Below are 26,584 nucleotides of genomic sequence, written 5' to 3'. Positions count from 1 at the left end.
GTGCCCGAGAGGAGAGATCACCCCACCCCGCTCGCGCTGCGCGCGATCGACCCTCCCCCTCCAGGGGAGGGTAAAGAAAACTCAAGCCCTGTGCCATCTGCGCAGCGAAAGAACAAAGGAAGGAAACCACCACCATGGCGTATGAGACGATCAAATACGAGGTCGCCGAGCAGATCCTCACCATCACGCTGAACCGGCCCGACAAGCTCAACGCCTTCAACGCGCAGATGCAGGCAGAGCTGATCGACGCGTTCGAGGCCGCCGACAAGGACGACAACGTCCGCGCCATCATCGTGACGGGCGCCGGCCGCGGCTTTTGCGCGGGCGCCGATCTGTCGTCGGGCGCCGACACGTTCGACCGCGATGCGCGACGCGGGCCCGTCAAACGCTTCGCCGACGGCAAGGTCGACTACAGCGATCCGCAGGTGCGCGACGGCGGCGGCCAGGTGACCTTGCGCATTTTCAAGTGCCTGAAGCCCGTCATCGCCGCCGTAAACGGCCCTGCGGTCGGCATCGGCGTCACCATGCAGCTCGCGATGGACATCCGCATTGCTTCCGACGCCGCTCGCTTCGGCTTCGTGTTCTCCCAGCGTGGCATCGTGCCGGAGGCGGCGTCGAGCTGGTTCCTGCCACGCATTGTCGGCATCTCGCAGGCGCTGGAATGGTGCTATTCGGGCCGCGTCTTCCCGGCCCAGGAAGCCCTCGCCGGCCGTCTCGTCAGCAAGGTCGTCTCCCCTGATGACCTCCTGCCGACCGCCCGCGCGCTCGCCAAGGAGTTCGCGGCGAAGACCGCACCGGTATCGGTCGCGCTGATCCGCCAGATGATGTGGCGCATGATGGGCGCCGATGATCCGATGGAGGCCCACAAGGTCGACAGCCGCGGCATCTACGCCCGCGGCCGCTCCGACGATGTCAAGGAAGGCGTGGTGTCGTTCCTGGAAAAGCGTCCCGCGCAGTTCAAGAACAAGGTGTCCAGCGACATGCCGGACTATTTCCCGTGGTGGACGGAGCGGGAATACAAGTAGCTTCGTAGCTCTCGTAGGGTGGGCAAAGCGACTTGTCCGCCATAGCTCGAAGAGCGACGGCGGAAGCGTGCCCACGCACTTTTCGCAATCGAGAGAGATGGTGGGCACGGCGCAAGAGCGCCTTTGCCCACTCTACGGCACCGTCACTCCATCATCAGCGCGACACGCCCGATCGCCTTGCGCTCGATCAAGAGCCGCATCGCCTTCGCGTAATGTTCCAGTGGCAGGCGGTGAGAGACGTTGGGGCGCAGCTTGCCTTCCTCTGCCCATTGCAGCAGCGCCTTCAAACGCACTTCTCCGAGCGCTGGATTCTTCCGTACCGCTTCGCCGGCACGCACGCCGAGCACGCTGGCGCCCTTGATCAGCAGCAGATTGGTCTTGGCCGAACCGATGCCGCCGGTGAAGCCGATTACGAGGAGCCGCGCGCCCCAGGCGATACAGCGCATCGAGTCTTCGAAAACCTGACCGCCGACGGGATCGAACACGATGTCCGCGCCGCGACCATCGGTGATGCGCTTGACGGCGTCGCGAAACGGCTCGCGGTCGTAGCGGACGAGATGATCGGCGCCGCGCGCCTTGGCGATGGCGAGCTTCTCGTCGCTGGAGGCGGTCGCGATCACGGTCGCGCCCAGCATCTTGCCGATCTCGACGGCGGCCAATCCCGTGCCGCCACCGGCGCCATGCACCAGCAGCACCTCTCCCGGCTCGACCCGGCCGCGATCGATCAGCGCGTGATAGGCCGTGCCATGGCCGGCAAGATAGGTCGCAGCCTCGGCGTAGTCGAATGTCGACGGCATCGGGGTGAGCTGCGACGGCGTGACGATGGCCTCGTCGGTGAATGCGCCGTGCCGCATCTTCACGATGACCTTGTCGCCGACGGCAGCGCCCTTCGCCTCCGCACCCACTTCGGTCACGTCGCCGGCAGCTTCCATGCCGGGCGTGAACGGCAGCTCCGGCTTGAGCTGATATTGGCCGGCGGCCATCAGCACATCAGGAAAATTCAGCCCGGCGGCACGGATCGCGACCCGCGCTTCGCCCGGCTTCAGGGCGCGCGGCGGAAACTCTTCCAGCCGCAAGGTTTCGGGCGCGCCGAGCGCATGGCAGACGACGGCGCGCACCATCAGGCCGCGCTCGCCTTGCTGCGCTTGAGCGCTTCGCGGATCAGCGGCAGGCGGTCATTGCCGAAATACATGTCGGTCTTATTGACAAAGATCGTCGGCGAGCCGAAGCCGCCGCGGGCGACGACCTCTTCCGTATTCGCCTTGAGCTGATCCTTGATCCCTTGCTCGGCGATGCCGGCGAAGAATTTTGGCTCGTCGATGCCGACCTTCCTGCAGATCCCGGCGAGCACGGAGTCCTGCGAGATATCCTTGTCCTCGCCCCAATAGGCCTCGAACACGGCGGTCGCGAACGGCAGCATGTCCTTACCCAGCCAGATGCATCCGCGCATCGCCTTGACGCTGTTCACCGGAAACACCGTCGGCGGCATCTTGATCGCAAGGCCCGCCGAGCGCGACCAGTCCTGAAGATCCTTCTTCATATAGCGCGCCTTCAACGGCACCGGCGTCTCGCGCTGCGCATAGACGCTCGGATTGACCGTATTGAAGATGCCGCCGACCAGGATCGGTCTCCAGACGATCTCGGCGCCGAGTTCCCTGGCGAGCGGCTGGATGTTGTGGAAGGCGAGATAGGTCCAGGGGCTGGAACAGTCGAAGAAGAATTCGATCATGGCGTTTCCTTTGTAACGGACCTCGTCCTGAGGAGGCAGCGTAGCGGCCGTCTCGAAGGATGGCCACGGGTGACAGTCGGGCCTTTATGGTTCGAGACGCGCCTATGGCGTTCCTCACCATGAGGGACAGGCACTACTTCCTTCCCAACACTTCCTTCGCACGCTGGCCGAACATGATCTTGCGTGATTCCTCGTCGAACGGCTCTTTCACGAATTTTCCGATCGCAAGCCCCGCCTGCACCTGCGGCCTGGCGCGGACGTCGGCATACCACCGTTTGACATTCGGATAGTCGTCGAGCGTAAAGCCCTGCGCCTTGTGGGTCATGGTCCAGGGGAAGCAGGCGATGTCGGCAATGGAATAGTCGCCGGCGACATAGGCGCCGGTCTTCTCCAGCTGCCGGTCGAGCACGCCGTAGAGCCGGGCCGCCTCGTCGCGATAGCGCTCGATCGCATAGGGGATCTTCTCCGCCGCATAGAGCGCAAAATGCCCGTGCTGGCCGAGCATCGGCCCAAGACCGGCCATCTGCCACATCACCCATTGAATTGTGGTGGAACGGCCGCGCAAGTCAGCGGCCAGGAAGCGGCCGGTCTTCTCCGCGAGATAAATCAGAATTGCGCCGGTCTCGAACACCGAGAACGGCCCGCCGCCGTCGGCGGGTGCGTGATCGACGATCGCGGGGATGCGGTTGTTTGGGGAGATCGCCAGAAACTCGGGGCTGAACTGCTCGCCGACGCGGATGTCGACGGGCTTCACGACATAGGGAAGTCGGAGCTCTTCCAGCATGATCGAGATTTTCCAGCCATTCGGCGTCGGCGCGTAATGGAGATCGATCATGACGTTTCCCTCGGCATCCTTTGGCCTTCCCTGCCGATGCCGCCAGCTAAAATAACGACTTTTGTTGTTCTGTACCTTGACGTTAGGACATGGCAGGAAGGGGCGCAACACAACCCGCCGGAGGGCCGCCATGCTGTTTCCAACCACGATTGCCGGCTCCTTGCCGAAGCCGGAATGGCTTGCCGAACCCAATATGCTCTGGGCGCCCTGGAAGTCGCAGGGCGACGAGTTGCTCCGCGCCAAGCGCGACGCGACGTTGATCTGGCTGAAGATCCAGGAGGACGCCGGAATCGACATCCTCACCGAGGGCGAGCAGGCCCGGCAGCATTTCGTGCACGGCTTCCTGGAGAAGATCGAAGGCATCGATTTCGCGCACAAGGTCGAGATGGGCATCCGCAAGGACCGCTACAAGGCGATGGTGCCGCAGGTGGTCGCCCCGCTTCGGCTCAAGGGGCGCGTCCATGCCTTCGAGGCGCGCGCGGCGCGCACGCACACGAAGAGGAAGCTGAAGTTCACCCTGCCCGGCCCGATGACCATCATCGACACCATTGCCGATCGCTACTATGGCGACCGCGTCAAGATGGCGTTTGCCTTCGCCGAGCTTTTGAATGAGGAGGCCAAGGCATTGCAGGCCGACGGCGTCGATCTCGTGCAGTTCGACGAGCCCGCCTTCAACGTCTACATGGACGAGGTCAACGATTGGGGCATCAAGGCGCTGGAGCGCGCTGCGCAGGGCCTCACCTGCGCCACCGCCGTGCACATCTGCTACGGCTACGGCATCAAGGCCAACACCGACTGGAAGGAAACGTTGGGCAGCCAATGGCGGCAGTATGAGCAGATCTTTCCGGCGATCGACGCCAGCCCGATCCAGCAGGTCGCGATCGAATGCCGCAATTCGAAAGTGCCGCTCGATCTGCTGGAGCTGCTCAAGAACAAGATCGTGCAGGCCGGCGTGATCGACGTTGCCAGCGACACGGTGGAGACTGCAGAGGATGTCGTGAAGGTGATCGACGCGGTGTCGAAATTCGTCCCCAAGAGCAACATCATCGCCACCACCAATTGCGGCATGGCACCGATGCGGCGCGAGATCGCCGAAGCCAAGCTGATGGCGCTCGGCGCGGGCGCTGCGCTGGCGCGCGAGAAGCTCGGGTGAGGGCCGGGATCCGCAGGCCGCTCTGCTAGTCCAGAGCGGTCGGATGCAGCGCCGGTTGATATCCGGCGCTCAGTGCACGCAGTGTAGACGGGGGCGTCAGCAGCATTGGGCTCTCCAGCTCGTGCTCGGCGCGGGCATAGCCGGCTGGCGACCAAAGCAGCGCCCTTCCCTGCACCACCAGAAAGCTGTCTTCGCCCCGTTGAACCATCGCGCCGTCGGGCAATTCTGCCAGCGGCACCGGCGGCGCGTGCAGGCGCTTGCGGCCATGATCCAGACGCTCCAGGTGCAGCTCGGCGTCCATCGCCTTCGCGCTCACCTTGCTCACGCCATTCCCCACCTCCCACGCCGCGCGAAAGCGGTTGGCATCCTCGCGGCGGCAGAAGAAGCAGGGACGATGGCCCGCGGCAAACGCGGTGGCCTCGTCGAGGAAGAATAGCTCGGTCCAGCTGCGCCGCGCCATCACCGGCCGCCGCCAGCCGCGGAATTCGCACAAGCACGTAATCCACGCCGGCGACGACCAGCGCTTGTTCAGCAGCGTCTTCGTTGCGGGATCATGGATGATGCCGCGATTGCCGGTGAACAGGCCGCGATGCGGGGTGGCGATAATGTCGCCGGTCGGCAGGACGCGGTTTTGGAGAGGGCGAGTAGCGAATGGCGAATTGCGAGTGGAGCGGCTGCCATTCGCCATTCGCCATTCGCCTTTGATCACGCCGCGCCGTCGCGCAGCGGCGGGTGGTAGGATAGCGCGGTGTCCCAGGGGAAGAAGATCCAGGTATCCTGCGAGACTTCCGTGATGAAGGTGTCGACGAGCGGGCGTCCCTTCGGCTTGGCGTAGACGGTGGCGAAATGTGCGTCGGGCAACATCTCGCGCACCAGCTTGCCGGTCTTGCCGGTGTCGACGAGATCGTCGACGATCAACAGCCCCTTGCCGGTGCCACCACCAAGCTTCATGGCCTGTTCCGAAATACCCTTGAGGACCTGGAGGTCGCCCTGCTTGTCGTGGTCGTAGCTGGCGACGCAGACCGTATCGATGATGCGCACGCCAAGCTCGCGCGCCACGATGGCGGCCGGCACCAGGCCGCCGCGGGTGATCGCGATGACGGCGTGGAACGGGCCGACTTCGTTGAGCCGCCAGGTCAGCGCCCGGCAGTCGCGGTGGAACTGGTCCCACGAGACCGGGAAGGCCTTGCCCGCCCGCTCCTGCGCACTCAGTTCCGGTGCTTCACCAGCCATTGTCGTCTCCTGCTTCGCCTGCCGGCAAATTCTCTGCTAACGGGTGATGTTCAATCCTGCCAGCATTTCCTTCACCGCGGCCATTGCTGCCGCGAGCTTGTCCGCATCGCGCGAGCGCACCACGAGGTTCGTATTCGGCTTTTGCTCCTCGTCCATGAAGGGGTAGCTGCCGATGATGGTGTCGGGATGGGCGGTGGCGATCGCGCGTAAGGGGCTGCCGATGTCGCCCTCCCGCGCATTGGCGCGGACCGATTCGGAGAGCATGCGCACGCCCGATTTCAGCTTGGGCGAGACGATGTCCATCATCGCCTGCATGATCGAGGGCACGCCGGCCATCACGATGACATTGCCGATCTTGAAGCCGGGCGCAAGGATGGTTGCGCTCTGGATCAGCTCGGCACCGTCGGGGATGCGGGCCATGCGCAAGCGGGCCTCGTTGAGGTCCTGCTCGCTCCAGCGCTCCTTGAAACGGGCGACCACCTCCGGATGGTGGTCGATGCCGACGCCAAACGCCTTGGCGACGCTGTCGGCGGTGATGTCGTCATGGGTCGGCCCGATGCCGCCGGTGGTGAAGACGTAGGTGTAGCGATGCCGCAGTGCATCCAAGGCTGCGATGATGTCGGGCTCGTCATCGGAGACGACCCGAACCTCCTTCAGGTCGATGCCGATATTGGTCAGGTATTCGGCGATGAAGCCGATATTCTTGTCCTTGGTCCGGCCGGACAGGATTTCGTCCCCAATGACCAGAATGCCCGCCGTGACGATCTCGCTCATAACTTAAGTCCCTCACCTGTGGCGCCGACTTTGCCGAGGTAACGCGTTGAAGTCACGCGGTTTTGCTGTCGAAATAAGCAGTCCTCAGCCATTTTTTCAGGCAAGCCGCCGGCCATCCCCGACAAATGCTGCCAGTCCATGCTTATCGCGCTGGCCCGGCCCTTGCTACCACATGAAAGTCATGCACTCTTGCCGCATGGTCAGGACGTTGCGGCTTCACCAGGGCCTGGCGACCTGTCCATTGGCGCAACGCCTTGCGGAGAACAGTCGGCATCTATGGCAGTCGCGTTTGATGAAATGAATATTCCCGGCGGGGACCTTCGCCCCGCCTACCAGGAGCTGGCGCGCTGGCTCAAGGAGACGCCTCCCGAGGCGCTCGAATATCGCCGCCAGGAGGCCGAGCTCCTGTTCCGCCGCATCGGCATCACCTTCGCGGTCTATGGCGAGGCCGAATCCACCGAGCGCCTGATCCCCTTCGACGTGATCCCGCGGATCATGTCGGGTAAGGAATGGGCACTGCTGGAGAAGGGCCTGAAGCAGCGCGTGCGCGCGCTCAACATGTTCCTGCGCGACATCTATCACGGCCGCGACGTCCTGCGCGCCGAGATCGTGCCCGACGATCTGATCTTCCAGAACCCGGTCTTCCGGCCCGAGATGAACGGCCAGCAGGTGCCGCACGACGTCTACGTGCACATCGCCGGCATCGACATCGTCCGGGTCGATGCCAACGACTTCATCGTGCTCGAGGACAATGCGCGCACGCCCTCCGGCGTGTCCTACATGCTGGAAAACCGCGAGATCATGATGCGGTTGTTTCCGGATCTGTTCGCCCGCCACAAGGTGGCGCCGGTCGAGCGCTATCCGGACGAGCTGCTCTCGGCGCTCCGCTCCGTCGCGCCGCTCAGCGCCTCGGGCGAGCCGACCGTCGCCCTGCTCACCCCCGGCGTCTACAACTCGGCCTATTACGAGCACTCCTTCCTCGCCGACAAGCTCGGCATCGAGCTGGTTGAGGGCCGCGATCTCATCGTCAAGAACAACGAAGTGTTCATGCGGACGACGGAGGGCGTGAAGCGGGTCGACGTGATCTATCGCCGGGTCGACGACGACTTCCTCGACCCCCTCACCTTCCGTCCCGATTCCGTGCTCGGCGTGCCCGGGCTGATGTCGGCCTACGCGGCCGGCAACATCACGCTCGCCAACGCCGTCGGCACCGGGATCGCCGACGACAAGGCGATCTACTCCTACATGCCGGATATCGTGAAATTCTATCTCGGCGAGGAGCCGATCCTGAAGAACGTGCCGACCTGGCGCTGCCGCGAGCCGAAGGATCTCGCCTATGTGCTGGACAATCTCGGCGAGCTCGTCGTCAAGGAAGTGCACGGCTCCGGCGGCTACGGCATGCTGATCGGGCCCGCCGCGACGAAGGCCACGATCGAAGCGTTCCGCGAGAAGCTCAAGCGCGAGCCCGAAGGCTTCATCGCCCAGCCGACGCTCGCGCTCTCGACCTGCCCGACTTGCACCGCAACCGGCCTCGCCCCGCGCCATGTCGATTTGCGGCCCTTCGTGCTCACCGGCAGCAAGAGCACCACTATCGTGCCGGGCGGCCTGACACGCGTCGCGCTGAAGGAAGGCTCCCTGGTGGTGAATTCGAGCCAGGGCGGCGGCACCAAAGACACCTGGATCCTGGACGAGTAGTCAGATGCTGTCGCGTACCGCCGAAAACCTCTACTGGCTCGCCCGCTATGTCGAACGGGCCGAGTATCTCGCCCGCACCATCGATGCGACGCTGCGCGTTACCGCGCTTCCCGCCGCCTATGTCGGCAAGACCAATGAATGGGACTCGGCGCTGCTCACCGCCGGCGTCGCCGCCAGCTTCTATCAGACCTACGAGGAAGCCAACGAGCACAACGTCGTCGACTACCTCTCGTTCTCCGTGGACAACCCGTCCTCGATCAGGAACTGCATCGAGGCGGCGCGGCTGAACTCGCGCTCGGTGCGCACCGCGCTGACCAGCGAGATGTGGGACACCATCAACTCGGCCTGGATCGAGCTTCAGGCGGTGTGGAGCAAGGGCACCTCGACGCGCGAGGACCTCGCAAAATTCCTGCGCTTCGTCCAGGAGACCTCGCTGCGCTTCGACGGTTCGGCCTACCGGACCATGCTGCGCAACGACGCCTACTGGTTTTCGCGGATGGGCGTGCATTTGGAGCGCGCCGACAACACCGCGCGCATTCTCGACGTGAAGTATCACGTGCTGTTGCCCGAGGAGGAGCATGTCGGTGGTCCCCTGGACTTCTATCAGTGGAGCTCGATCCTGCGCTCGGTCTCGGCGCTGACGGCCTATCACTGGGTCTATCGCGAGACGCTGAAGCCGTGGCTGATCGCGGATCTGCTCATCCTCAACGACACGCTGCCGCGCTCGCTCGCCAGTTGCTACGGCAATCTCGTGCGCAACCTCGACCAGATCGGCGTCGCCTATGGCCGCCAGGGCCCGGCCCAGCGCCACGCCCGCGGCATCCGTAACCGGCTGGAACACAGCAATATGAACGACATTTTCCAGCATGGCGTGCATGAATTCATTCAGGAATTCATCACCGACAATTCCAGGCTGGGCGAAATCATCACGAAGCAGTATTTGATCTGATGAACGCCGTCATTCCGGGATGGTCCAAAGGACCAGACCCGGAATCTCGAGATTCTCAAGTGCGCAATTACGCACTAGAGTTCGATGCTGACGCATCGCCCGGAATGGATCAAAACCACCATGCGCCTGCGAATCCTGCACACCACGACCTATCGCTACGAGCCGGCGGCCACCAGCGTAATCCAGATCCTGCGCATGACGCCCGGCAGCCATGACGGCCAATATGTGGCGGAATGGCAGATCGACGTCTCGACGGACACCAAGCTCGACACCCACGAGGACGCCTTCGGCAACGTCACCCATGTGCTGTCCTGCGGGCCCGTCGGCGACATCAAGATCACCGCCGAAGGCCTGATCGAGACCCACGACACCGGCGGCGTGCTGCGCGGGACCGACGAGCGCTTTCCGGCCGGCATGTTCTTGCGTGCCACCGACCTCACCTCCGTCAATCCCGCGATGATGGCGGTCGCGCGCCAGTTGCGCAGCGAGGCCGAGAGCGACACGCTCGGCTTCCTGCATACGCTGATGACCGAGATCGGCGATCACATGACGTTCGACGAGGACCCGACCAACAGCGGAACCTCGGCGGCGGAGGCGTTCACGCTCAAGCGCGGGGTCTGCCAGGACTACGCGCACATCTTCATCGCCTGCGCCCGCGCCGGCGGCGTGCCGGCGCGCTTCGTCTCCGGCCACTTCCTGCGCGCGGACGGCACGGTGCATCAGGACGCCGGGCACGCCTGGGCGGAAGCCTTTGTGCCCGATCTCGGCTGGGTCGGCTTCGATCCCGCCAACAGCATCTGCGCCACCGACGCCCATGTCCGCGTCGCGATCGGGCTCGACTATCTCGGCGCGGCCCCGGTGCGCGGCACCCGCTATGGCGGCGGCGCCGAGACGCTGGCTGTGGCCGTGAAGGTCGAGCAGGCCGGCCGCGGCGGTCCGTCGCAATCGCAATCCCAACGGCAGAGCTAGGCGCAGCCGTTCGAGCGCATCGGTCGTGCTACACTCGCGGGGATCGAAGCTGCCCCCCCCCGCGAGGTACCCATGGCCACCGTAAAACTGCTTTCGGACGATGAACTCTCCACCGAAGCGCGCGCCGTCTTCGACGATATCCGCAAGGTGCGAAAGTCGGACTTCGTCAACAATTTCTGGCGCGCGCTGGCGCATGATCCGAAGACGCTGCGGCGAACCTGGGAAAGCATCAAGGAGGTGATGGCTCCCGGCGCACTCGATCCCAAGGTCAAGGAAATGCTTTATGTCGCGGTTTCGATCGCGCATGGTTGCAACTACTGCATTCACTCCCACACCGCCGCCGCGCGGGCCAAGGGCATGACCGAGGCCGAATATGCCGAGCTGCTCGCCATCGTCGGCATGGCCGCGGAGACCAACCGGCTGGTCACGGCGCTCGGCGTGCCGGTCGACGAGGCGTTTCTCGTCGATGCCGCGGATTGAGCGGCAGAGCTGGCTGCCACGCCCCGGAATGACGACCTTCCCCCGGGAATCGGGGGTTGGACCGGCTCCCGAAATTCGCTAGTAATTCCGCGCAAACGCGTTCGGGGACTGGAAATGACCTATTGTTGCGGAATCCTGGTTCGGGACGGTTTGGTGATGATCGCCGACACCCGCACCAATGCCGGCCTCGACAACGTCTCGACCTTCCGCAAGCTGCACATCTTCTCAAAGCCCGGCGAACGCATCATGGCGATCGCCAGCGCCGGCAACCTCGCCATCAGCCAGTCCGTGCTCTCCACGCTGACCGAAGGCCTGGAGGACCCCAACACGGGCGAGGTCGAGACGCTGATGAACGCGCCGACCATGTTCCAGGCCGCCCAGCGCATCGGCCGGGCCATCCGCGCGGTGCACGCCACAGAAGGCCCGGCGCTGAGATCCGAGGACGTCTCGTTCGACGTCTCGTTCCTGTTCGGCGGCCAGATCAAGGGCTCCCGGATGCGCCTGTTCATGATCTACACCGCCGGCAATTTCATCGAGTGCACGACCGATACCCCGTATTTGCAGATCGGTGAGCACAAATACGGCAAGCCGGTGCTCGACCGCGCCATGCATTACGACGTCGAGCTCTACGAGGCGCTGAAGACCGGCCTGATCTCGATGGATTCGACCATGCGTTCGAACCTCGGCGTCGGCCTGCCGATCGACGTGCTGGTGGTGCGCGCCGATGCCTGCGATGCCGATCTCAACCATCGCATCGAGGCCGGCGAGCCCTATTTCCACGATCTGCGCTCGCGCTGGTCGGCGGCGCTGCGCGCGGCGCACCAGAACATTCCGCGGCCGCCCTACAAGAACGAAAAAGAACCCAAAACCTGACAGCATGAGAAAAGGCAGGAAACAATGAGTGAAGCAAACAAGATCGCAGTAGTGACGGGCGCCGGCACCGGTGTCGGGCGCGCCGCGTCGCTGGCATTGATGAACACCGGCTTCACCGTGGTGCTGGTGGGTCGCCGGCTCGACATGCTCGAGGAGACGGCGAAGCTCGGTCCCGCCGGGAAAAGCCTGTGCGTCACCGCCGACATGACCAAGCCGGATTCCATTGCCGCACTGTTCGACAAGGTGAAGGCCACCTATGGCCGGCTCGACGTGCTCTTCAACAATGCCGGCATGGGCGCTCCCGCGGTGAACTTCGAGGACCTCAGCCTCGAGCAGTGGCAGGCGGTGGTGAACACCAACCTCACCGGCCCGTTCCTGTGCACCCAGCACGCCTTCCGCATCATGAAGGACCAGACCCCGCGCGGCGGCCGCATCATCAACAACGGCTCGATCTCGGCGCATGCGCCGCGCCCGTTCTCGGCGGCCTACACCTCGACCAAGCACGCCATCACCGGTCTGACCAAGGCCAGCAACCTCGACGGCCGCATGTACGACATCGCGGTCGGCCAGGTCGACATCGGCAATGCCGCGACCCCGATGACCGATCGCATGGTCAACGGCCCCGGCGTGCTGCAGCCGGACGGCACCACCAAGCACGAACCGCGCATGGATGCGAAAGCGGTCGGCGATGCCGTGGCCTACATGGCCGGCCTGCCGCTCGACGCCAACGTGCTGACCATGACGGTCATGGCAACCAAGATGCCGTTCGTCGGACGGGGTTGAAGCTAAAATTGCGAAAACAACCCCATGCACAGTAGGCGTCAAGAGGCGCCTGCTGCTGCTTGGCTGCGGGGGTGACGCGAGTTAAGTCCACGAGCTATCTCAACAATCGTCATTGCGAGCGCAGCAAAGCAATCCAGAATGCCTCCAAGGCAAGATTCTGGATTGCTTCGTCGCTTCGCTCCTCGCAATGACGTGGAGAGAGCGGAGGCCTACTCCAAGCTCTCCACCTGCCGCAGGCTGGGAAACAGCTTCATCCAGAGCAGCGCCACCGCAACCGTGGCAACGCCGCCGAGCACGGCGGCCGGCATGGCGCCGAGCAGCGCGGCGGCCACACCGCTTTCGAACTGGCCGAGCTGGTTCGAGGCGTTGATGAACAGGAAGTTCACCGCGCCGACCCGGCCGCGCATCTCGTCGGGGGTGGAGAGCTGCACCAGCGAGAAGCGGATCACGACGCTGATCGTGTCGGCGGCACCGAGCACGGCGAGCGCGAGCACCGACAGCCACATCCAGGACGACAGCGCGAACACGATCGTGGCGAGGCCGAACACGATCACGGACTGGAACATGCGCAGGCCCACGTGCCTCGAGATGGCGTGGCGCGCCAGCACCATGGTCATCAGGAGCGCGCCGACCGCCGGCGCGGCACGCAGCACGCCGAGCCCGACCGGACCGGTCTGGAGGATGTCGCGGGCATAGATCGGCAGCAGTGCGGTGACGCCGCCGAACAGCACCGCGAACAGGTCGAGCGAAATGGTGCCGAGGATGGCCGGATTGCTGCGAATGAAGCGAACGCCGGCAAAGATGTTGTCCGAGTCCATCCCCTCCTTCGCGATCGCCTGCGGACGCGGCCGGATGAAGCCGGTCAGGATCATGCCGAAGATCCAGAACAGCACCATCACGGCGTAGGCGAGATGCGGGGAAACCGCATAGGCGAAGCCGCCGAGCGCCGGCCCGGTGATGGTCGCGACCTGCGCCGCGCCGCTAGAGACGGCGGTGGCGCGCTGAAGCGAGCCCTGCGGCGCGATCAGCGGCAGCAGCGCCGCCGTGGTCGGGCTCTCGAACGCGCCGGCAATGCCGAGCACGAAGGTCGCGATGAAGATCTGGACTTCGCCGACCGCGCCGAGATAGGTGATGATTGCGAGATAGAGCGCGGTCGCCGCTTCAACGAGTTGGCAGAGCTGGACCACGCGCTTTCGCTCATAGCGGTCGGCGGCGTGGCCAGCGACGAACACCAGGAGCGCGGTAGGCAGGAACTGCACGAGGCCGACCATGCCGAGGTCGAAGGCCGAGCCGGTGAGATCGTAGATCTGCCAGCCGATCGCGACCGCCGCGATCTGGCTGGAAAAGCGCGACAGGCTGCGCGAGAGCAGGAAGAACAGGAACGCGCGATGGGCGAGAAGCGCGCGGGCGCTGACCGGCGGGTGTCCGGATATTGGTTGCTCTGGCATCGCCTTTTGGGTCACCCTCGGACCGCTCGCCCCCTCACTGTCGAAGGCCCCCGCGTGGCCGAGGTGGCCCCGCTTGTCAACAGTGGGGCGCTTCTGGCGGCCCCCGGCATTGCCTTTGCAACGCAGGCGCGGCCATAATCATTGAGGGTTTGGGGACATCATGCTGCGCTTGCAATCGGCACTCGGCATTTTCGCATTGCTGTTGATCGCCTTCGCGTTGGCGGAGAATCGGCGCGCGGTGTCGCTGCGGCAGGTGGCGATCGGCCTCGTCGCCACCTTCGTCACGGCGATCGTGCTCCTGAAGCTGCCGGTCGTCGCGCACGCCTTCGGCGCCATTAATGACGCGGTCGGTGCGATCTCGGCTGCCTCGCGCGCCGGCTCCGCCTTCGTGTTCGGCTATGTCGGCGGCGGCGCCCTGCCCTTCGACGTCAAGGTGCCTGGCGCCGATTTCATCCTGGCGTTCCAGGCGCTGCCGATCGTGCTGGTGATGAGCGTGCTGACGACGCTGCTATTCTACTGGCGCGTGCTGCCGCCGATCGTGCGCGGCATGGCCTGGCTGCTGGAGCGGACGCTCGGTGTCGGCGGTGCGGTGGGCCTTTCGACCGCCGCGAACATCTTTCTCGGCATGGTCGAGGCGCCGCTGTTCGTGCGGCCCTATCTGAAGCAGATGACCCGCAGCGAATTGTTCCTGGTGATGACCGGCGGCATGGCGGGCATCGCCGGCACGGTGCTGGTGCTCTATGCGACGCTGCTTGCTCCTCTCATTCCCGACGCGGCCGCGCACTTCGTCATCGCCTCCGTGCTGGGCGCGCCGGCCGCGATCCTCGTCAGCCTGATCATGGTGCCTGAAACCTCCGACACGCGTACCGGCGGCACGCTCGAAGATCCGGCGATGGAGGTCTCCAGCACGATGGACGCGATCGTGAAAGGCACCACCGCGGGGATCGAGCTGCTGATCAACATCGTCGCCATGCTGCTGGTGCTGGTGGCGTTGGTCTATCTCGTCAACGCTATGCTCGGCCTGCTGCCGAACGTTGGCGGCGCCGCGATCTCGTTACAGCGCCTGCTGGGGCTGGTTATGGCGCCGGTGTGCTGGCTGATGGGATTGCCATGGGATCAGGCGGTGACGGCCGGTAGCCTGATGGGCACCAAGACCGTACTCAACGAATTGATCGCCTATGTCGACTTCTCGAAGCTGCCGGGCGATGCGCTCGACCCGCGCTCGCGCCTGATCATGCTGTACGCAATGTGCGGCTTCGCCAATTTCGCCAGCCTCGGCATCATGATCGGCGGCCTCGGCGTGATGGCGCCGGAGCGGCGCGAGGAGATCAACGCGCTGGGATTGAAGTCGATCGTATCGGGGACGCTGACGACTTGCTTGATGGGCGCGGTCGTGGGGGTGTTGGCTTGATGCCGTAGGCCGGATGAGCGCAGCGAGTATCCGGATCAGGTTCGCCGCGGAGAGACTTTCCCGGATGCCGCTACGCTCTCATCCAGGCTACGAACCGGTCATTCCGGTCAACTGCACAATTTCGACTTCTGCAAGATGCGGCGCACCTCGGCCAGCTTGGCACGGCACGGCTCGGCCGCCATGGCTTTCGCCTCGCTTTCCCGTCCCTGCGCCCACAACAACACCGCCATCAGGCCCTGTGCGCCGGAGCGCACCGGCCCACCCGCCACATCCGAAGCTGCGAGCGACATGGCGGTTCGCGCCTCCGTCTCCGCCGACCTCAGGTTGGCTTGTTCCAGGAAGAAGACCGCGCGGAACACGTGAGCCCGCGCGTCTTTCGGATAGCGAGTGACGAGATCGAACGACCGGCTGACCATCTCGTCAGACTTCGTCGGCACTTCCGATGCGCGGATATAGTGCACGGCATCGGCCATGTAGGACGAATAATGCACGGCGGCGAAGCCGGCGCAGATCAGAGATCCGAGGGATGCTGCGAGCAACGTCATGCCGGCGCTCCGCGGCAGGCTGTCATAGGACCAGAAGGCGAGCCACGGCGTGATCGCAAGCGCGGCGCCGGCCACCGCACCGCCTGCATGGGCATAATAGTTGACATTGCCCGAGGCGCCGAAGGCCAGCGGCAGCAATGCGGGCACGCCGAAGAAGAGCGACGTCTTCAATCGCGATATGGTTTGATCGGCGTCCGCTTCCGGATCGAAGCTCGCGACGAACAGTGCGGCGATGAGCCCGGTAATGGCGCCGGACGCGCCGACGCCCACCGTGCCGGGGCCATTGCCCAGCAGAGAGCCGACCTCACCCGCCACTGCACTGGCGACGAAGATCAGCGCAAACCAGCCACGGCCGATCAGAGACTCCAGCCTGACGCCGACGATGAACAACCCGATGCAGTTGCTGATGAGGTGCCACCCGCTGCCATGCAGCAGCGGCGCAAGGCCAATCCTCCACCACTCTCCTCGTCCGACAACGAGATCGTAACCGGAGGCGCCCTGAGCGATCAGCGAGCGGACATCGAGGTCACCGTCCCGCGCAACGTCGATGGCCAGACTGCGTTGCAGGGCGAAGATCAGAAGCAGACCAAAAATCAGGCCAATGGTGAGGAAAGGGATATCGGCCAGAAGCTTGTTGTCGCCAAAAAGCGTCCCCTCACTGGACAAGGCCTGAGCGGGGTCGCGCACGATCTCCCGAACGATCGGCGCGGCGACGGGTTGAAATGACGCTCTTGAGGGCGGCGCCGCAACGCCGCGTCGGCCAAAAGTGTTGGTCGCCATGAAAGCACTCCCGCGTTTTCACAGCTTTGAGTTGACGGGAGAGGTATTTTCGACTGGTTAGCGCCCGCCCTGCGGGACAGCTGAAACCATCCGGCTGGTAAGCGCCCGGTTTCGCAGATCGGGTGCTTTTTAGCGATCGTGACGGGAACACTGACGAACGTGTTTGATGGGCGGTGGTGGGGCTGGAGTAGCGATGGTCCTGTAGCCCGGATGGAGCGCAGCGCAATCCGGGAAGGTCTGCGTCGTCGCAGGCAGCGGCCCCGGATTGCGCTTCGCTCCATCCGGGCTACGAACCTTCATCGTAGTGACAAAGGAGAGAGATTGGCCTACGCCTTCAACTCCACCGTCTTGAACTCAGCCGGCAGGATCACCTCCAGCAATTCGACGTCATCCGAATAATCCAGGATCATGTGCTTGATCTTCGGGGGCTGGGTCCACGCGCTGCCTTCCTTCATCAAGGTCTCGCCCTGCCCGTCCATATAGGTCTTCACCCAGCCCTTGAGCACGTAGACCATCTGGAAGTCGACGTCGTGAAAATGCAGCTTCGACACCTCGGCCGGATCGCAAGGACCTTGCAGCCGGATCACGTGCGCTTGCGCGAGGCCGTGGCTTGCGTCGGCGATGCCGAGGTCGCGGTATTTCGCGTAAGCGCGCAGGCCATCGGCCTTGAAGTCTTCCTCGCGGTGATGGCTGATCGCGATGCGCTGCCTGGGCCGCGCCGGCTTCTTCGGCGCGGCGGTGCGGGCCTTCGCCTTCACCGCCTTGCGTGCCGAGGATCGCGCCGCCGCTTTGGCGCCGCTCCGCTTCTTCACTGCGGTCTTCGTTGCGGGTCTTGATGCCTTTTGCTTGGCCATTGTCTGCCTCCCTGATCTGAGCCGCGCCCGCCGGACGGGTACAACCCGAGCACAGATTATCCAGTCTTGGATGAGGCGGCAATTGCCGGGCGCTAGGCTGGCGGCTCGATGACCCGATCGGTCGTAGCTTGTCCCAAGCTGTCGTGGCGAACGGCCGTCGTCTCGTATTCGTTCTCCCGCTGAATTAATCTCGAAGAGAGATTCTGGGGGATTGAAGCCATGGGCAACAGCGTAGGTCAGCGTGCATTTCAAAATGCCCGGCTTCAGAAACGGCAAAAAGCCGAAGTGCTGCCGTTGCTCGGGCATGCGCTCCAGCTCCACAAGATGGGGCTTCTCGCCGAGGCCCAGGCTGCCTATCGGCAACTCCTGCAGCTCGCGCCCAACCAATTCATGGCGCTGCACATGCTCGGCGCTTTGGAGTCTGATGCCAAAAACTTTCAGCAAGCCGAAATCCTGCTGAGCCGAGCGGTCGCCGTGGATCCGCAATCTGCCGATGCTCATATGAGGCTGGGCGTCGCGCTCAACGGGCTGCGGCGTCACGACGAGGCCTGCGCGAGCTATCGAAAGGCCCTCGCCTTGCGGCCCAACCACGCCGCAACCCTCTCCAATCTCGGTAACGCGAACGTGGCCCTCGACCTTCACGAGGAGGCGCTCCACAGCTACGACAAGGCGATCGCACTCAACGCAAGCCTTGCTGAAGCCCACAACGGCCGGGGTTGGGCGCTGTGCCGTCAGCGCAATTATGACGAGGCCGTCGCAAGCTTGAACCGCGCGCTGTCGATCAAGCCCGACTATGCCGCGGCGCTGGCGAACCGTGCCACGGCTTTACGGGAACTTCAGCGGTTTGACGAAGCGCTGGCAGACGGCAATCAGGCGATTGCCCTGGCACCCGACGACGCGAATGGGTGGCTCGCGCGGGCCAGTGTCCTGCTCCAGATCCAGCAAATTGCCCACGCATCCCACGACTGTCAGCAGGCGCTCGCGATCGATCCCGATTCCATTCAAGCTCACCTGGTGCTGGGTCTTTGCCTCGCCGGACTTGGCCGGGTCAATGAGGCCCTCGCCAGTTTCGACAGAGCCCTCGACATCCAGCCCGACCTGCAGAGCGCAATCTCCAACAAGATATTCACGCTCGATTTTGCGGGGGACGCCACCGTTGAACGGCATCAGCAGGCGCGTCAGGTGTGGTGGGAGCGTGTCGGCGCGAAAATCGCTTCAGGCGCGGGGGGCCCGCATGACAACAGCCGCGATCCGGACCGCCGTCTGGTGCTCGGTTATGTCTCATCGGATTTCAACGCGCATTCGGCTGCGTTGATTTTCAAGCCGGTGCTCCAACACCATGACCGGGCACAGTTCGAGGTCGTGTGCTACGCTTGTTCGTCGAAAGTGGATGCGACGACCGGCGAATTTCAGGGGATCGCCGATCGCTGGCGCGACGCCTCGCAATGGACCGAAGATCGCCTCGCCGCCGAGATCCGCGCCGACGGCATCGACATCCTGATCGATCTGTCCGGCCATACCAGAGGTAACCGCCTCGGCGTGTTCGCGCGCAAGCCGGCACCGATCCAGGTGCATGGCTGGGGCCACGGCACCGGCACCGGGCTGCCGACGATCGATTATCTGATGTCGGATCCGGTCGCGATTCCTCACGAGGTTCGGCATCTGTTTGCCGAGACCATTGTCGACCTGCCGTGCTTCGTGACGCTGGCGTCGCTGCCGACCGAGATTCCGCGGGCACCAACGCCGGCGATCTCGAACGGTTTCGTCACCTTCGGCGTCTTCAACCGCATCAGCAAGATTTCGGACGAGGCAGCGCAGGTCTGGTCCAGGATTCTCGAGCGGGTGCCGGGCTCGCGACTGCTGATCAAGGATGTTGCGCTGGACGACCAGCTGGTCCGCGAAAATTTGCTGGCCCGGTTCGAGGCTTGCGGATTGCCGGCCGAACGCGTCGATCTGCTCGGCGCCACCTTGCGAAGTGAACATCTGGCATCGTTCAATCGCGTCGATATCTGCCTCGACCCGTTCCCGCAGAATGGCGGCGTCAGCACATGGGAAGCCTTGCAGATGGGCGTGCCGGTGGTGGCGAAGCTCGGCAACAGCCTGCCCAGCCGTGCTGCCGGCTCCATCCTCACGGCACTTGGCTTGCCGGACTGGGTCACCGACAGCCATGCGGCGTATATCGAAATCGCAACGAGCCGAGGTTCGCAAATTGGCGAGCTCGACAGGTTGCGCCGCGAGCTGCCCGACAAGATCCGGGCTGCAGCCGCCAGCAACCCCGTCTCATACGGGCGAGCGGTCGACGAGGCCTATCGCGCGATGTGGAGACGCTATTGCAGCGAGGGCGCCTGATCGCCCCTCAGGTGATCACGGGAATAGCGCGTTCGCCCGGCGCAGCTGCAACGGAGATATCGTAGGGTAGGCAAAGCGACTTGTCCGCCGTAGCTCGAAGAGCGAAGGCGGAAGCATGCCCACCTTCCGTGCGCGATCATGGAGAGATGGTGGGCACGGCGCTTAAGCGCCTTTGCCCACCCTACGGGACCGGTGTGCGCCTCAATGCAGCCGGAACACGCCATCCACGGCGCGCAGCTCGGCCGGCTTGATCAGCTTGGAGTGCGCGACGGTGACCGAATGGAGGGGACCGTCGAGCTTTTCCTGCCAGAAGGCCAGGAAATCCTTCAGCGCCGGGAATTTCGGAAACATGTCGTAGTTCTGCCAGACGTAGGTCTGGAGCAGCGAAGGATGATCCGGCATCCGGTAGAGGATTTGCGCCGTCGTCAGCCCGTAACCTAGAAGCTGTTTCCGGAAGTCCTCGGAAACGCCCCCACTCCGTACGCCCATGCCAACCTCCTTTGCAGGAGCGCATTCAAGGGGCGGCCTGGTCGGTGTGCGCCTGACGAGCCACCCGGTACTGATGCGCTCACATGAGAGAAATGTGACGCAAACTGACAACCCATCTCAAGCCCAAAATTTTAACAAGCTGTTGAAATTCAATGCGTTAGCAGCAGAGGCGGCACCGTGCTAATACGGGCCCGGCCTCGGTTAACGATGGAAAAGAGATTCTGGCAGTCCGCGCTTCCGGGTGCTGATTTTTCTGCTAGAAGCCCTTGCTCCCACAAAATTCCTGTCCTATTTCAGCTTCGCTCGTGCTAGCACTCGCGGGCATCGACTGCTAACATCCCTTGAAACATCAATCTGAGCAAATGCTTAGGAGGACTGCATGAAATTCCGTCCGCTTCACGACCGCGTCGTGGTCAAGCGCATCGACGCAGAAGAGAAGACCGCTGGCGGCATCATCATTCCCGACACGGCCAAGGAAAAGCCCTCGCAGGGCGAAGTCGTAGCCGTCGGCCCCGGTGGCCGCGACGAAGCCGGCAAGCTGATCCCGATCGACCTGAAGGTCGGCGACCGCGTGCTGTTCGGCAAGTGGTCCGGCACTGAAGTCAAGATCGACAGCCAAGACCTGCTGATCATGAAGGAAAGCGACATCATGGGCGTTCTCGACGTCCCCGCTTCCAAGAAGAAGGCGGCCTAAGAGCCTCTCTTTCCCTCCAGTCAAACATTATCCAAGGAAAATTCCAGATGGCAGCCAAAGAAGTCAAATTCTCGGTTGAAGCGCGCGACAAGATGCTGCGCGGCGTCGACGTTCTCGCCAACGCGGTGAAGGTCACGCTCGGCCCGAAGGGCCGCAACGTCGTGCTCGACAAGTCGTTCGGCGCTCCCCGCATCACCAAGGACGGCGTCACCGTCGCCAAGGAGATCGAGCTCGAGGACAAGTTCGAGAACATGGGCGCGCAGATGGTGCGCGAAGTCGCCTCCAAGTCCGCTGACGCGGCCGGCGACGGCACCACCACCGCCACCGTGCTGGCCCAGGCGATCGTGAAGGAAGGCGCCAAGTCGGTCGCCGCCGGCATGAACCCGATGGACCTGAAGCGCGGTATCGACCTCGCGGTCGAAGCCGTGGTTGCGGACCTCCAGAAGAACTCCAAGAAGGTCACCTCGAACGACGAGATCGCCCAGGTCGGCACCATCTCGGCGAACGGCGACCAGGAGATCGGCAAGTTCCTCTCCGACGCCATGAAGAAGGTCGGCAACGAGGGTGTCATCACCGTCGAGGAAGCCAAGTCGCTCGAGACCGAGCTCGACGTCGTCGAGGGCATGCAGTTCGACCGCGGCTACATCTCGCCCTACTTCGTCACCAACGCCGACAAGATGCGCGTTGAGATGGACGACGCCTACATCCTCATCAACGAGAAGAAGCTCTCCTCGCTGAACGAGCTGCTGCCGCTGCTCGAGGCCGTGGTGCAGACCGGCAAGCCGCTGGTCATCGTCGCCGAGGACGTCGAAGGCGAAGCCCTCGCGACCCTGGTCGTGAACCGCCTGCGCGGCGGCCTGAAGGTCGCGGCCGTCAAGGCTCCGGGCTTCGGCGATCGCCGCAAGGCCATGCTGCAGGACATCGCGATCCTGACCGGCGGCCAGGCGATCTCGGAAGATCTCGGCATCAAGCTCGAGAACGTCACGCTCAACATGCTCGGTCGCGCCAAGAAGGTGATGATCGACAAGGAGAACACCACGATCGTCAACGGCGCCGGCAAGAAGGCCGACATCGAGGCGCGCGTGGCTCAGATCAAGGCGCAGATCGAGGAGACCACCTCGGACTACGACCGTGAGAAGCTCCAGGAGCGTCTTGCCAAGCTCGCGGGCGGCGTCGCGGTGATCCGCGTCGGCGGCGCGACCGAGGTCGAGGTGAAGGAGCGCAAGGATCGCGTTGATGACGCGATGCATGCGACCCGTGCGGCCGTGGAAGAAGGCATCGTTCCGGGCGGCGGCGTCGCCCTGCTCCGTGCCTCCGAGCAGCTCAAGGGCCTGCGCACCAAGAACGACGACCAGAAGACCGGCGTCGAGATCGTGCGCAAGGCGCTGTCGGCTCCCGCCCGCCAGATCGCGATCAACGCCGGTGAAGACGGCTCGGTGATCGTTGGCAAGATCCTGGAGAACAAGGCCTACAATTACGGCTTCGACTCCCAGACCGGCGAATATGCCGACCTCGTCAAGAAGGGCATCATCGACCCGACCAAGGTGGTCCGTACCGCGATCCAGAACGCTGCCTCGGTTGCGGCCCTGCTGATCACCACGGAAGCCATGGTCGCCGAGCTGCCCAAGAAGGGCGGCGCCGGCCCCGCGATGCCCCCGGGCGGCGGCATGGGCGGCATGGACTTCTAAGGTCCAACCACCTCAAGAACTAACGAAACCCCGGCAGCGATGCCGGGGTTTTTGTTTGGGACGGACGTTCTCGCGGAACGGCGGCTCGTAGCCCGGATGGAACGAAGCGCAATCCGGGACATCTCGTGCGACGCAGGCAGCCTTCCCGGATTACGCTTGCGCTCCATCCGGGCTACGAACCTCCGTCATTCCGAGCCTCACTCCACCTTCCCCAACCGCTCCATGCGCGGCTCGCCATCTTCGTCGAGCGACCAGAAGATCCGCGTCACCTTGCCGACGAGATTGTCCATCGGCACGAAACCGAACGCCGACATCATGCGGCTGTCGGTGGAATTGTCGCGGTTGTCGCCGAGCACGAAGAAATGGCCCGGCGGCACCGTGAAGACGTTGGTGTTGTCGAGGAAAGCGTTGTCGAGGCAGTCGTTGGTGACATAGGACGCGCCGCTCGGCAGCGTCTCGCGCCAACGCTTGACCCTGACGCCGCCATCCCCACCGCAGGCGTTGTCGGCGAGCCCGTCCTCTAGCGCGACGCGCGTCACTGGCCGGTCGTTGAGGATGAGCTGGCCGTGCCGCATCTGGATGCGGTCGCCGGGCAGCCCGACCACGCGTTTGACGTAGTCGGCCGAGGTATCCTTCGGCGTACGAAACACGACGATGTCGCCGTATTCCGGGTTGGCGGCGAAGACGCGGCCCGAGATCCAGGATGGCGCGAAGGGAAAGGAGTAGCGGCCGTAGCCATAGGCATATTTCGCGGCGAAGACATAGTCACCGACCATCAGCGTCGGCGCCATCGAATTGGAGGGGATGCTGAACGGCTGATAGAGGACGAAGCGAAACAGGATCAGCGGGGACCACAGCACCGGGACCAGCAGGATCAGGATGACGATCACCTTCCACTCCCGCGATCGCGCCGTCGGCGGCCGGATGGTGTCCTGAAGAATCGTCATGCGCCTGCCCTGATCAAACCCATAGTCATCGCGAGATTACGCAACCTTCGCGCGCGTGCAATCCCACGTCCGTGATTTTGGTCGCACAGGCGCGACTCCGCGTTCATTGCAAGCGACGACGACGGATATGTGAAGGGCCGCCCGTGGGCGGCCCTTCGGTTTTACGCACTCTCGGGCGCCTTGAGGCGCACGAGCCGGGTCAGGAGAGCATCGAGGCCCTCGCCGTTGCCGGCGTGGAGGTCGATGCGGCCGACCTTCTCGACCAGCCGCTCCAGCGACTCCAGCTCCTTGAGCCGCAGCAGCAGGGGGTTCTCCTCCATCAGGCGGGCGGTGTTCAGAAGCGAACGCGTCGCCGCGGTCTCCTCCTGCCGGCGGATCAGGTTCGCCTTGGCGACCCGCTCCGCCTCCACCACCTTGTTCACCAGCTCCCGGATCTCGCCGGGCAGGATCACGTCCTTGACGCCGAGCTCGGTCACCTCGACACCGGACTCCGCGACGCGTGCGCGCACATAGTCGCGCAGCTCCGCATCCAGTGCCGCCTTCGCGGACAGCACCTCGTCCAGCGTCCGGCCCGCAACCGCCTCCCGGATAGCGAACTGCACCAGGCGGTACAGCCACGCATCCACGTCGGGCACGGTCGCAACCGTCCGCTCGGGATCGACCACCTTACGGAACGCCGTCAGCGTCACCCGCAGCGCGATGCGATCCTTGGTCAGCATCTCCTGCGCGGTGATCTCGACCGCCTGGGGCCGCAGGTCGAGGCGCTTCACCTCGATCTTGCGGCCGACGGTCCAGAAGGCGTGCCGGCCGGGCACGAGCCGCTCCACGAGCCGGCCCTCGACATAGAGCAGGCCCGCCTCGTGGTTCTCGACCACCGTCTCCGACGTCACGGCCGAGCGGTTACGCTCGATCATGGCCAGATGCCGCGCGCCAACCCTGACATCGCTGGACACGTCGATGCGCTCGACATCGACGCTCGTTGCGACCTTCCAGTAGACGCGCACCTGCCAGGGCGTCATCAGATGCACGGGCCGGCCGTCGAGGCTGACGATGGCGATCTCGTCCGCCTTGGTCTCGACCGCCTCGAACAGCTCGGCGGCCAGATCAGGCCGTGCGGCCTTCAGCACCGCGTAGCGATCCGCAGAGAATTCGCTGCGGACCACATCGAGCACCTCGGCCTTGAGCTCGTGCAGGGGATCGAACAGACGGTGCCTGCCGGGCGCGAGCACGCGCACGAGCTGCCCGTTGCGCGTCAGCAACGCCCGCTCGCCATCCTTGACCGTCACGTTCAGCATCAGCAAATGCCAGCCCTCGTTCGAAGTCATGGCACGCCTCCATCGTTTTGCGTCCGGCCGGATGCCGGACAACAGGTTTCGTTTGCAAAGGATTTGAGGACGCGGACGACGCTTCCTGAGAGATCGACGGGCCGAGGCTTGAGCTCGCATGACGACGGGCGCACGCGCGCGATCGCGCGACGGATGTCGCGCGGCCGAGCGGAGCCACCCGGCATCAACGCAAGCGGTATCTACCCGCGGCGCAAAGCCGGTCTCACAGTGTCGTTGTTCGGACGGAAAGCCTTGCGGCAAAACGGCCGGACTGCGACTGAAGCGCGCGTCCGGTCCTCGTCAGAGGTGTCAGTTTTTCAGGCTGACCCGTAGCGCTGGAGCGGAATTCGAACCCGCGTCACGATGATTAAACGTCATCTGCTCTACCACTGAGCTATCCTTTGGTTGGTACAAGAAATCGGAATCGAACCGATGCCTCCGGATTTTACTCCGGCGCTCTCCATGAGCTACATCCTGCGTCTTCATTCGGCGGAACACGAGACCGGAGACCGGATCGCGCCAGCCGGGATCTCAGAGAGCCCGGACACATGGCCTAGCGAAGGAGCGGGCTAATAGACGAGGCACGTTCGGGTTGCAAGGGGGCAGTTCAGGATTTTTCGTCGCACCATGCGCACTGTGACGCGATGATCACAGCGCGTCGTGACGTCAGGGGCGCGCGATGTCCTGGAAACACGCCCTCACCCAGTCGATCGTCACGCGTGTCGCCGGATCGCGCTTGAGGTGGTTCTGCACCAGCAGCCAGACGTCGCGCCGCCTCGGCAGCAGCGTCGCGCGCAGGCTGCGGTCGGCGAACAGGCCTTCGCAGCTGTGTTCGGGCAACACGCCGACGGCCTGATGCGACTGGATCATGGTCCTGACGATGCGGACGTTGTCGGTGATGCAGCGAACGTTCGTCAGCCGCTTCGCGCGCAAGAACTGCTGTTCGGGAATGGTGTCGAGCTCATCGGGATAGATGCAGGCGACCGGCTCGCCGCCGGCGCGGTCGGCGGGTTCGAAGAAATACAGCCTGACATCGCCGAGCTTGGAGATGGTGAAGTCGCCCTTCTCCGGCTTGCGCAGGCGAATGGCGAGGTCGGCCTGCCAGCGCGAGAATTTGACGTTGCCGCTGGACGTCAGGAATTGCAGGGTCAGGCCGGGATGATCGCGCAGGAAGCTGCTCGCATGCGGCGCCAACAACTCTTCGGCGACCGCGTTGGTCGAGGCGATGCGCAGGCGGCCGACCGGGCCGGGCTGGCTCTCCTTGATGCGGTCGATCGCCGCGACATGGGCGGCCATCGCGCCGACATGCTCGAGCACCGCCTCGCAATGGCGCGTCGGACGGCGCTGGCCGTCCACGGCATCGAACAGCAGCACCCCGAGATCGCGCTGAATGCGTGCGAGCCGGCGGCCGACGGTGGTCTCGTCGATGCGCAGCCGCGCGCTGGCGCCGGCATAGGTGCCCTCGTCCCTCACCGCGGCAATGATGCGCAGATCGTCCCAGTTCATCCGGGCAAGCCTAGCAGGCGATGCCGTGCCCTGCAAATCTGCAGCCGTAA

25 protein-coding genes and 2 tRNA genes are annotated in these 26,584 nt (G+C 64.2%); 12 read left to right on the top strand and 15 right to left on the bottom strand.

Annotated elements, in window-relative coordinates; translation table 11 throughout:
* Positions 1-134: 134 nt before the first annotated feature.
* Complete coding sequence (locus GGD67_RS16625; protein WP_179734259.1) at positions 135-1,025, top strand: crotonase/enoyl-CoA hydratase family protein; 891 nt, start codon at positions 135-137, stop codon at positions 1,023-1,025.
* 143 nt (positions 1,026-1,168) lie between these two features.
* Here GGD67_RS16625 and GGD67_RS16620 read toward each other — a convergent pair whose 3' ends face one another.
* From GGD67_RS16620 to GGD67_RS16610, 3 genes are all read right to left on the bottom strand, one after another.
* Complete coding sequence (locus tag GGD67_RS16620) at positions 1,169-2,146, bottom strand: NADPH:quinone oxidoreductase family protein (protein ID WP_179734257.1); 978 nt, start codon at positions 2,144-2,146, stop codon at positions 1,169-1,171.
* Positions 2,146-2,754 carry a 2-hydroxychromene-2-carboxylate isomerase gene (locus GGD67_RS16615; RefSeq protein ID WP_179734255.1) on the bottom strand — a complete coding sequence of 203 codons (609 nt, stop codon included), beginning with the start codon at positions 2,752-2,754 and terminating at the stop codon, positions 2,146-2,148. The genes GGD67_RS16620 and GGD67_RS16615 overlap by 1 nt, the downstream gene beginning before the upstream one ends.
* Positions 2,755-2,887: 133 nt before the next feature.
* Positions 2,888-3,589, bottom strand: coding sequence for a glutathione S-transferase N-terminal domain-containing protein (locus GGD67_RS16610; protein ID WP_179734253.1), 702 nt, complete (start codon positions 3,587-3,589; stop codon positions 2,888-2,890).
* 130 nt (positions 3,590-3,719) lie between these two features.
* Here GGD67_RS16610 and GGD67_RS16605 point away from each other — a divergent pair, with 130 nt between their 5' ends.
* Positions 3,720-4,742 carry a methionine synthase gene (locus tag GGD67_RS16605; RefSeq protein WP_179734251.1) on the top strand — a complete coding sequence of 341 codons (1,023 nt, stop codon included), beginning with the start codon at positions 3,720-3,722 and terminating at the stop codon, positions 4,740-4,742.
* Between the two features lie 25 nt (positions 4,743-4,767).
* Here the strand turns inward: GGD67_RS16605 and GGD67_RS16600 are convergent, their stop codons facing one another.
* From GGD67_RS16600 to GGD67_RS16590, 3 genes are read right to left on the bottom strand one after another with little or no spacing between them, the layout of a single operon-like run.
* Positions 4,768-5,430: a hypothetical protein gene (locus GGD67_RS16600; RefSeq protein ID WP_179734461.1), complete on the bottom strand. Its 663-nt coding sequence runs from the start codon at positions 5,428-5,430 to the stop codon at positions 4,768-4,770.
* A gap of 17 nt (positions 5,431-5,447) precedes the next feature.
* On the bottom strand, positions 5,448-5,975 hold the full coding sequence (gpt, locus tag GGD67_RS16595; protein ID WP_018322072.1) for a xanthine phosphoribosyltransferase: 528 nt from the start codon (positions 5,973-5,975) through the stop codon (positions 5,448-5,450).
* Positions 5,976-6,011: 36 nt separating this feature from the next.
* Positions 6,012-6,749 (bottom strand): competence/damage-inducible protein A, encoded by a 738-nt coding sequence (locus GGD67_RS16590; RefSeq protein WP_018322071.1) that lies wholly within the window; start codon positions 6,747-6,749, stop codon positions 6,012-6,014.
* A 276-nt stretch (positions 6,750-7,025) separates the two neighbouring features.
* Between GGD67_RS16590 and GGD67_RS16585 the strand changes: the two genes are divergently transcribed.
* The 6 genes from GGD67_RS16585 to GGD67_RS16560 all read left to right on the top strand — a co-directional run bounded on the left by GGD67_RS16585 (position 7,026) and on the right by GGD67_RS16560 (position 12,498).
* The gene (locus tag GGD67_RS16585; RefSeq protein WP_179734249.1) at positions 7,026-8,444 is read left to right on the top strand and encodes a circularly permuted type 2 ATP-grasp protein; all 1,419 of its coding nucleotides are present in this window, start codon (positions 7,026-7,028) and stop codon (positions 8,442-8,444) included.
* Between the two features lie 4 nt (positions 8,445-8,448).
* Complete coding sequence (locus tag GGD67_RS16580; protein WP_018322069.1) at positions 8,449-9,393, top strand: alpha-E domain-containing protein; 945 nt, start codon at positions 8,449-8,451, stop codon at positions 9,391-9,393.
* Between the two features lie 120 nt (positions 9,394-9,513).
* Positions 9,514-10,362: a transglutaminase family protein gene (locus GGD67_RS16575; protein ID WP_179734459.1), complete on the top strand. Its 849-nt coding sequence runs from the start codon at positions 9,514-9,516 to the stop codon at positions 10,360-10,362.
* Positions 10,363-10,434: 72 nt separating this feature from the next.
* Positions 10,435-10,842 carry a carboxymuconolactone decarboxylase family protein gene (locus GGD67_RS16570; protein ID WP_179734248.1) on the top strand — a complete coding sequence of 136 codons (408 nt, stop codon included), beginning with the start codon at positions 10,435-10,437 and terminating at the stop codon, positions 10,840-10,842.
* Positions 10,843-10,956: 114 nt separating this feature from the next.
* Positions 10,957-11,715 carry a proteasome-type protease gene (locus GGD67_RS16565; RefSeq protein ID WP_092259186.1) on the top strand — a complete coding sequence of 253 codons (759 nt, stop codon included), beginning with the start codon at positions 10,957-10,959 and terminating at the stop codon, positions 11,713-11,715.
* A 24-nt stretch (positions 11,716-11,739) separates the two neighbouring features.
* Positions 11,740-12,498 (top strand): SDR family oxidoreductase, encoded by a 759-nt coding sequence (locus GGD67_RS16560; RefSeq protein WP_018322065.1) that lies wholly within the window; start codon positions 11,740-11,742, stop codon positions 12,496-12,498.
* 209 nt (positions 12,499-12,707) lie between these two features.
* Here the strand turns inward: GGD67_RS16560 and GGD67_RS16555 are convergent, their stop codons facing one another.
* A complete protein-coding gene (locus GGD67_RS16555) occupies positions 12,708-13,946 on the bottom strand; it encodes an MFS transporter (RefSeq protein WP_179734246.1) in 1,239 nt (412 codons plus the stop codon).
* A 160-nt stretch (positions 13,947-14,106) separates the two neighbouring features.
* On the opposite strand from GGD67_RS16555, the gene GGD67_RS16550 reads away from it, so the two are divergent.
* Entirely contained in the window at positions 14,107-15,357 is a 1,251-nt protein-coding gene (locus tag GGD67_RS16550) for a NupC/NupG family nucleoside CNT transporter (RefSeq protein WP_179734244.1), read from the top strand.
* Positions 15,358-15,464: 107 nt separating this feature from the next.
* On the opposite strand, the gene GGD67_RS16545 is transcribed toward GGD67_RS16550, so the two are convergent.
* Both GGD67_RS16545 and GGD67_RS16540 read right to left on the bottom strand, forming a co-directional pair.
* On the bottom strand, positions 15,465-16,682 hold the full coding sequence (locus GGD67_RS16545) for a rhomboid family intramembrane serine protease (RefSeq protein ID WP_246790820.1): 1,218 nt from the start codon (positions 16,680-16,682) through the stop codon (positions 15,465-15,467).
* Positions 16,683-17,008: 326 nt separating this feature from the next.
* Positions 17,009-17,536 carry a cupin domain-containing protein gene (locus GGD67_RS16540; RefSeq protein WP_018322061.1) on the bottom strand — a complete coding sequence of 176 codons (528 nt, stop codon included), beginning with the start codon at positions 17,534-17,536 and terminating at the stop codon, positions 17,009-17,011.
* A gap of 219 nt (positions 17,537-17,755) precedes the next feature.
* Here GGD67_RS16540 and GGD67_RS16535 point away from each other — a divergent pair, with 219 nt between their 5' ends.
* The gene (locus GGD67_RS16535) at positions 17,756-19,885 is read left to right on the top strand and encodes a tetratricopeptide repeat protein (protein ID WP_179734242.1); all 2,130 of its coding nucleotides are present in this window, start codon (positions 17,756-17,758) and stop codon (positions 19,883-19,885) included.
* A gap of 201 nt (positions 19,886-20,086) precedes the next feature.
* Here GGD67_RS16535 and GGD67_RS16530 read toward each other — a convergent pair whose 3' ends face one another.
* Positions 20,087-20,374 (bottom strand): usg protein, encoded by a 288-nt coding sequence (locus GGD67_RS16530; protein WP_028141201.1) that lies wholly within the window; start codon positions 20,372-20,374, stop codon positions 20,087-20,089.
* Between the two features lie 379 nt (positions 20,375-20,753).
* Here GGD67_RS16530 and GGD67_RS16525 point away from each other — a divergent pair, with 379 nt between their 5' ends.
* Together GGD67_RS16525 and groL are read left to right on the top strand one after the other, a co-directional pair.
* Positions 20,754-21,068: a co-chaperone GroES gene (locus GGD67_RS16525; RefSeq protein WP_018322058.1), complete on the top strand. Its 315-nt coding sequence runs from the start codon at positions 20,754-20,756 to the stop codon at positions 21,066-21,068.
* A 47-nt stretch (positions 21,069-21,115) separates the two neighbouring features.
* Positions 21,116-22,756, top strand: coding sequence for a chaperonin GroEL (groL, locus tag GGD67_RS16520; protein ID WP_092259181.1), 1,641 nt, complete (start codon positions 21,116-21,118; stop codon positions 22,754-22,756).
* Positions 22,757-22,953: 197 nt separating this feature from the next.
* Here the strand turns inward: groL and lepB are convergent, their stop codons facing one another.
* The 5 genes from lepB to GGD67_RS16495 all read right to left on the bottom strand — a co-directional run bounded on the left by lepB (position 22,954) and on the right by GGD67_RS16495 (position 26,534).
* Positions 22,954-23,703, bottom strand: a complete 750-nt coding sequence (gene lepB, locus GGD67_RS16515) for a signal peptidase I (RefSeq protein ID WP_179734240.1) — start codon at positions 23,701-23,703, stop codon at positions 22,954-22,956.
* Positions 23,704-23,864: 161 nt separating this feature from the next.
* Positions 23,865-25,028: a slipin family protein gene (locus tag GGD67_RS16510; protein ID WP_179734238.1), complete on the bottom strand. Its 1,164-nt coding sequence runs from the start codon at positions 25,026-25,028 to the stop codon at positions 23,865-23,867.
* Between the two features lie 333 nt (positions 25,029-25,361).
* Positions 25,362-25,427: transfer RNA gene (locus tag GGD67_RS16505), tRNA-Lys, on the bottom strand.
* Positions 25,428-25,434: 7 nt separating this feature from the next.
* Positions 25,435-25,506: transfer RNA gene (locus tag GGD67_RS16500), tRNA-Leu, on the bottom strand.
* Positions 25,507-25,694: 188 nt separating this feature from the next.
* Positions 25,695-26,534, bottom strand: coding sequence for a LysR family transcriptional regulator (locus tag GGD67_RS16495; protein WP_179734236.1), 840 nt, complete (start codon positions 26,532-26,534; stop codon positions 25,695-25,697).
* Positions 26,535-26,584 lie beyond the last annotated feature (50 nt).

The sequence above is a fragment of the Bradyrhizobium sp. IAR9 genome, from assembly GCF_013408065.1.
Lineage (GTDB): Bacteria > Pseudomonadota > Alphaproteobacteria > Rhizobiales > Xanthobacteraceae > Bradyrhizobium.
The sequence above is the reverse complement of the archived record's forward strand: the minus strand, read 5'-3'. Positions and strand labels throughout refer to the sequence as shown.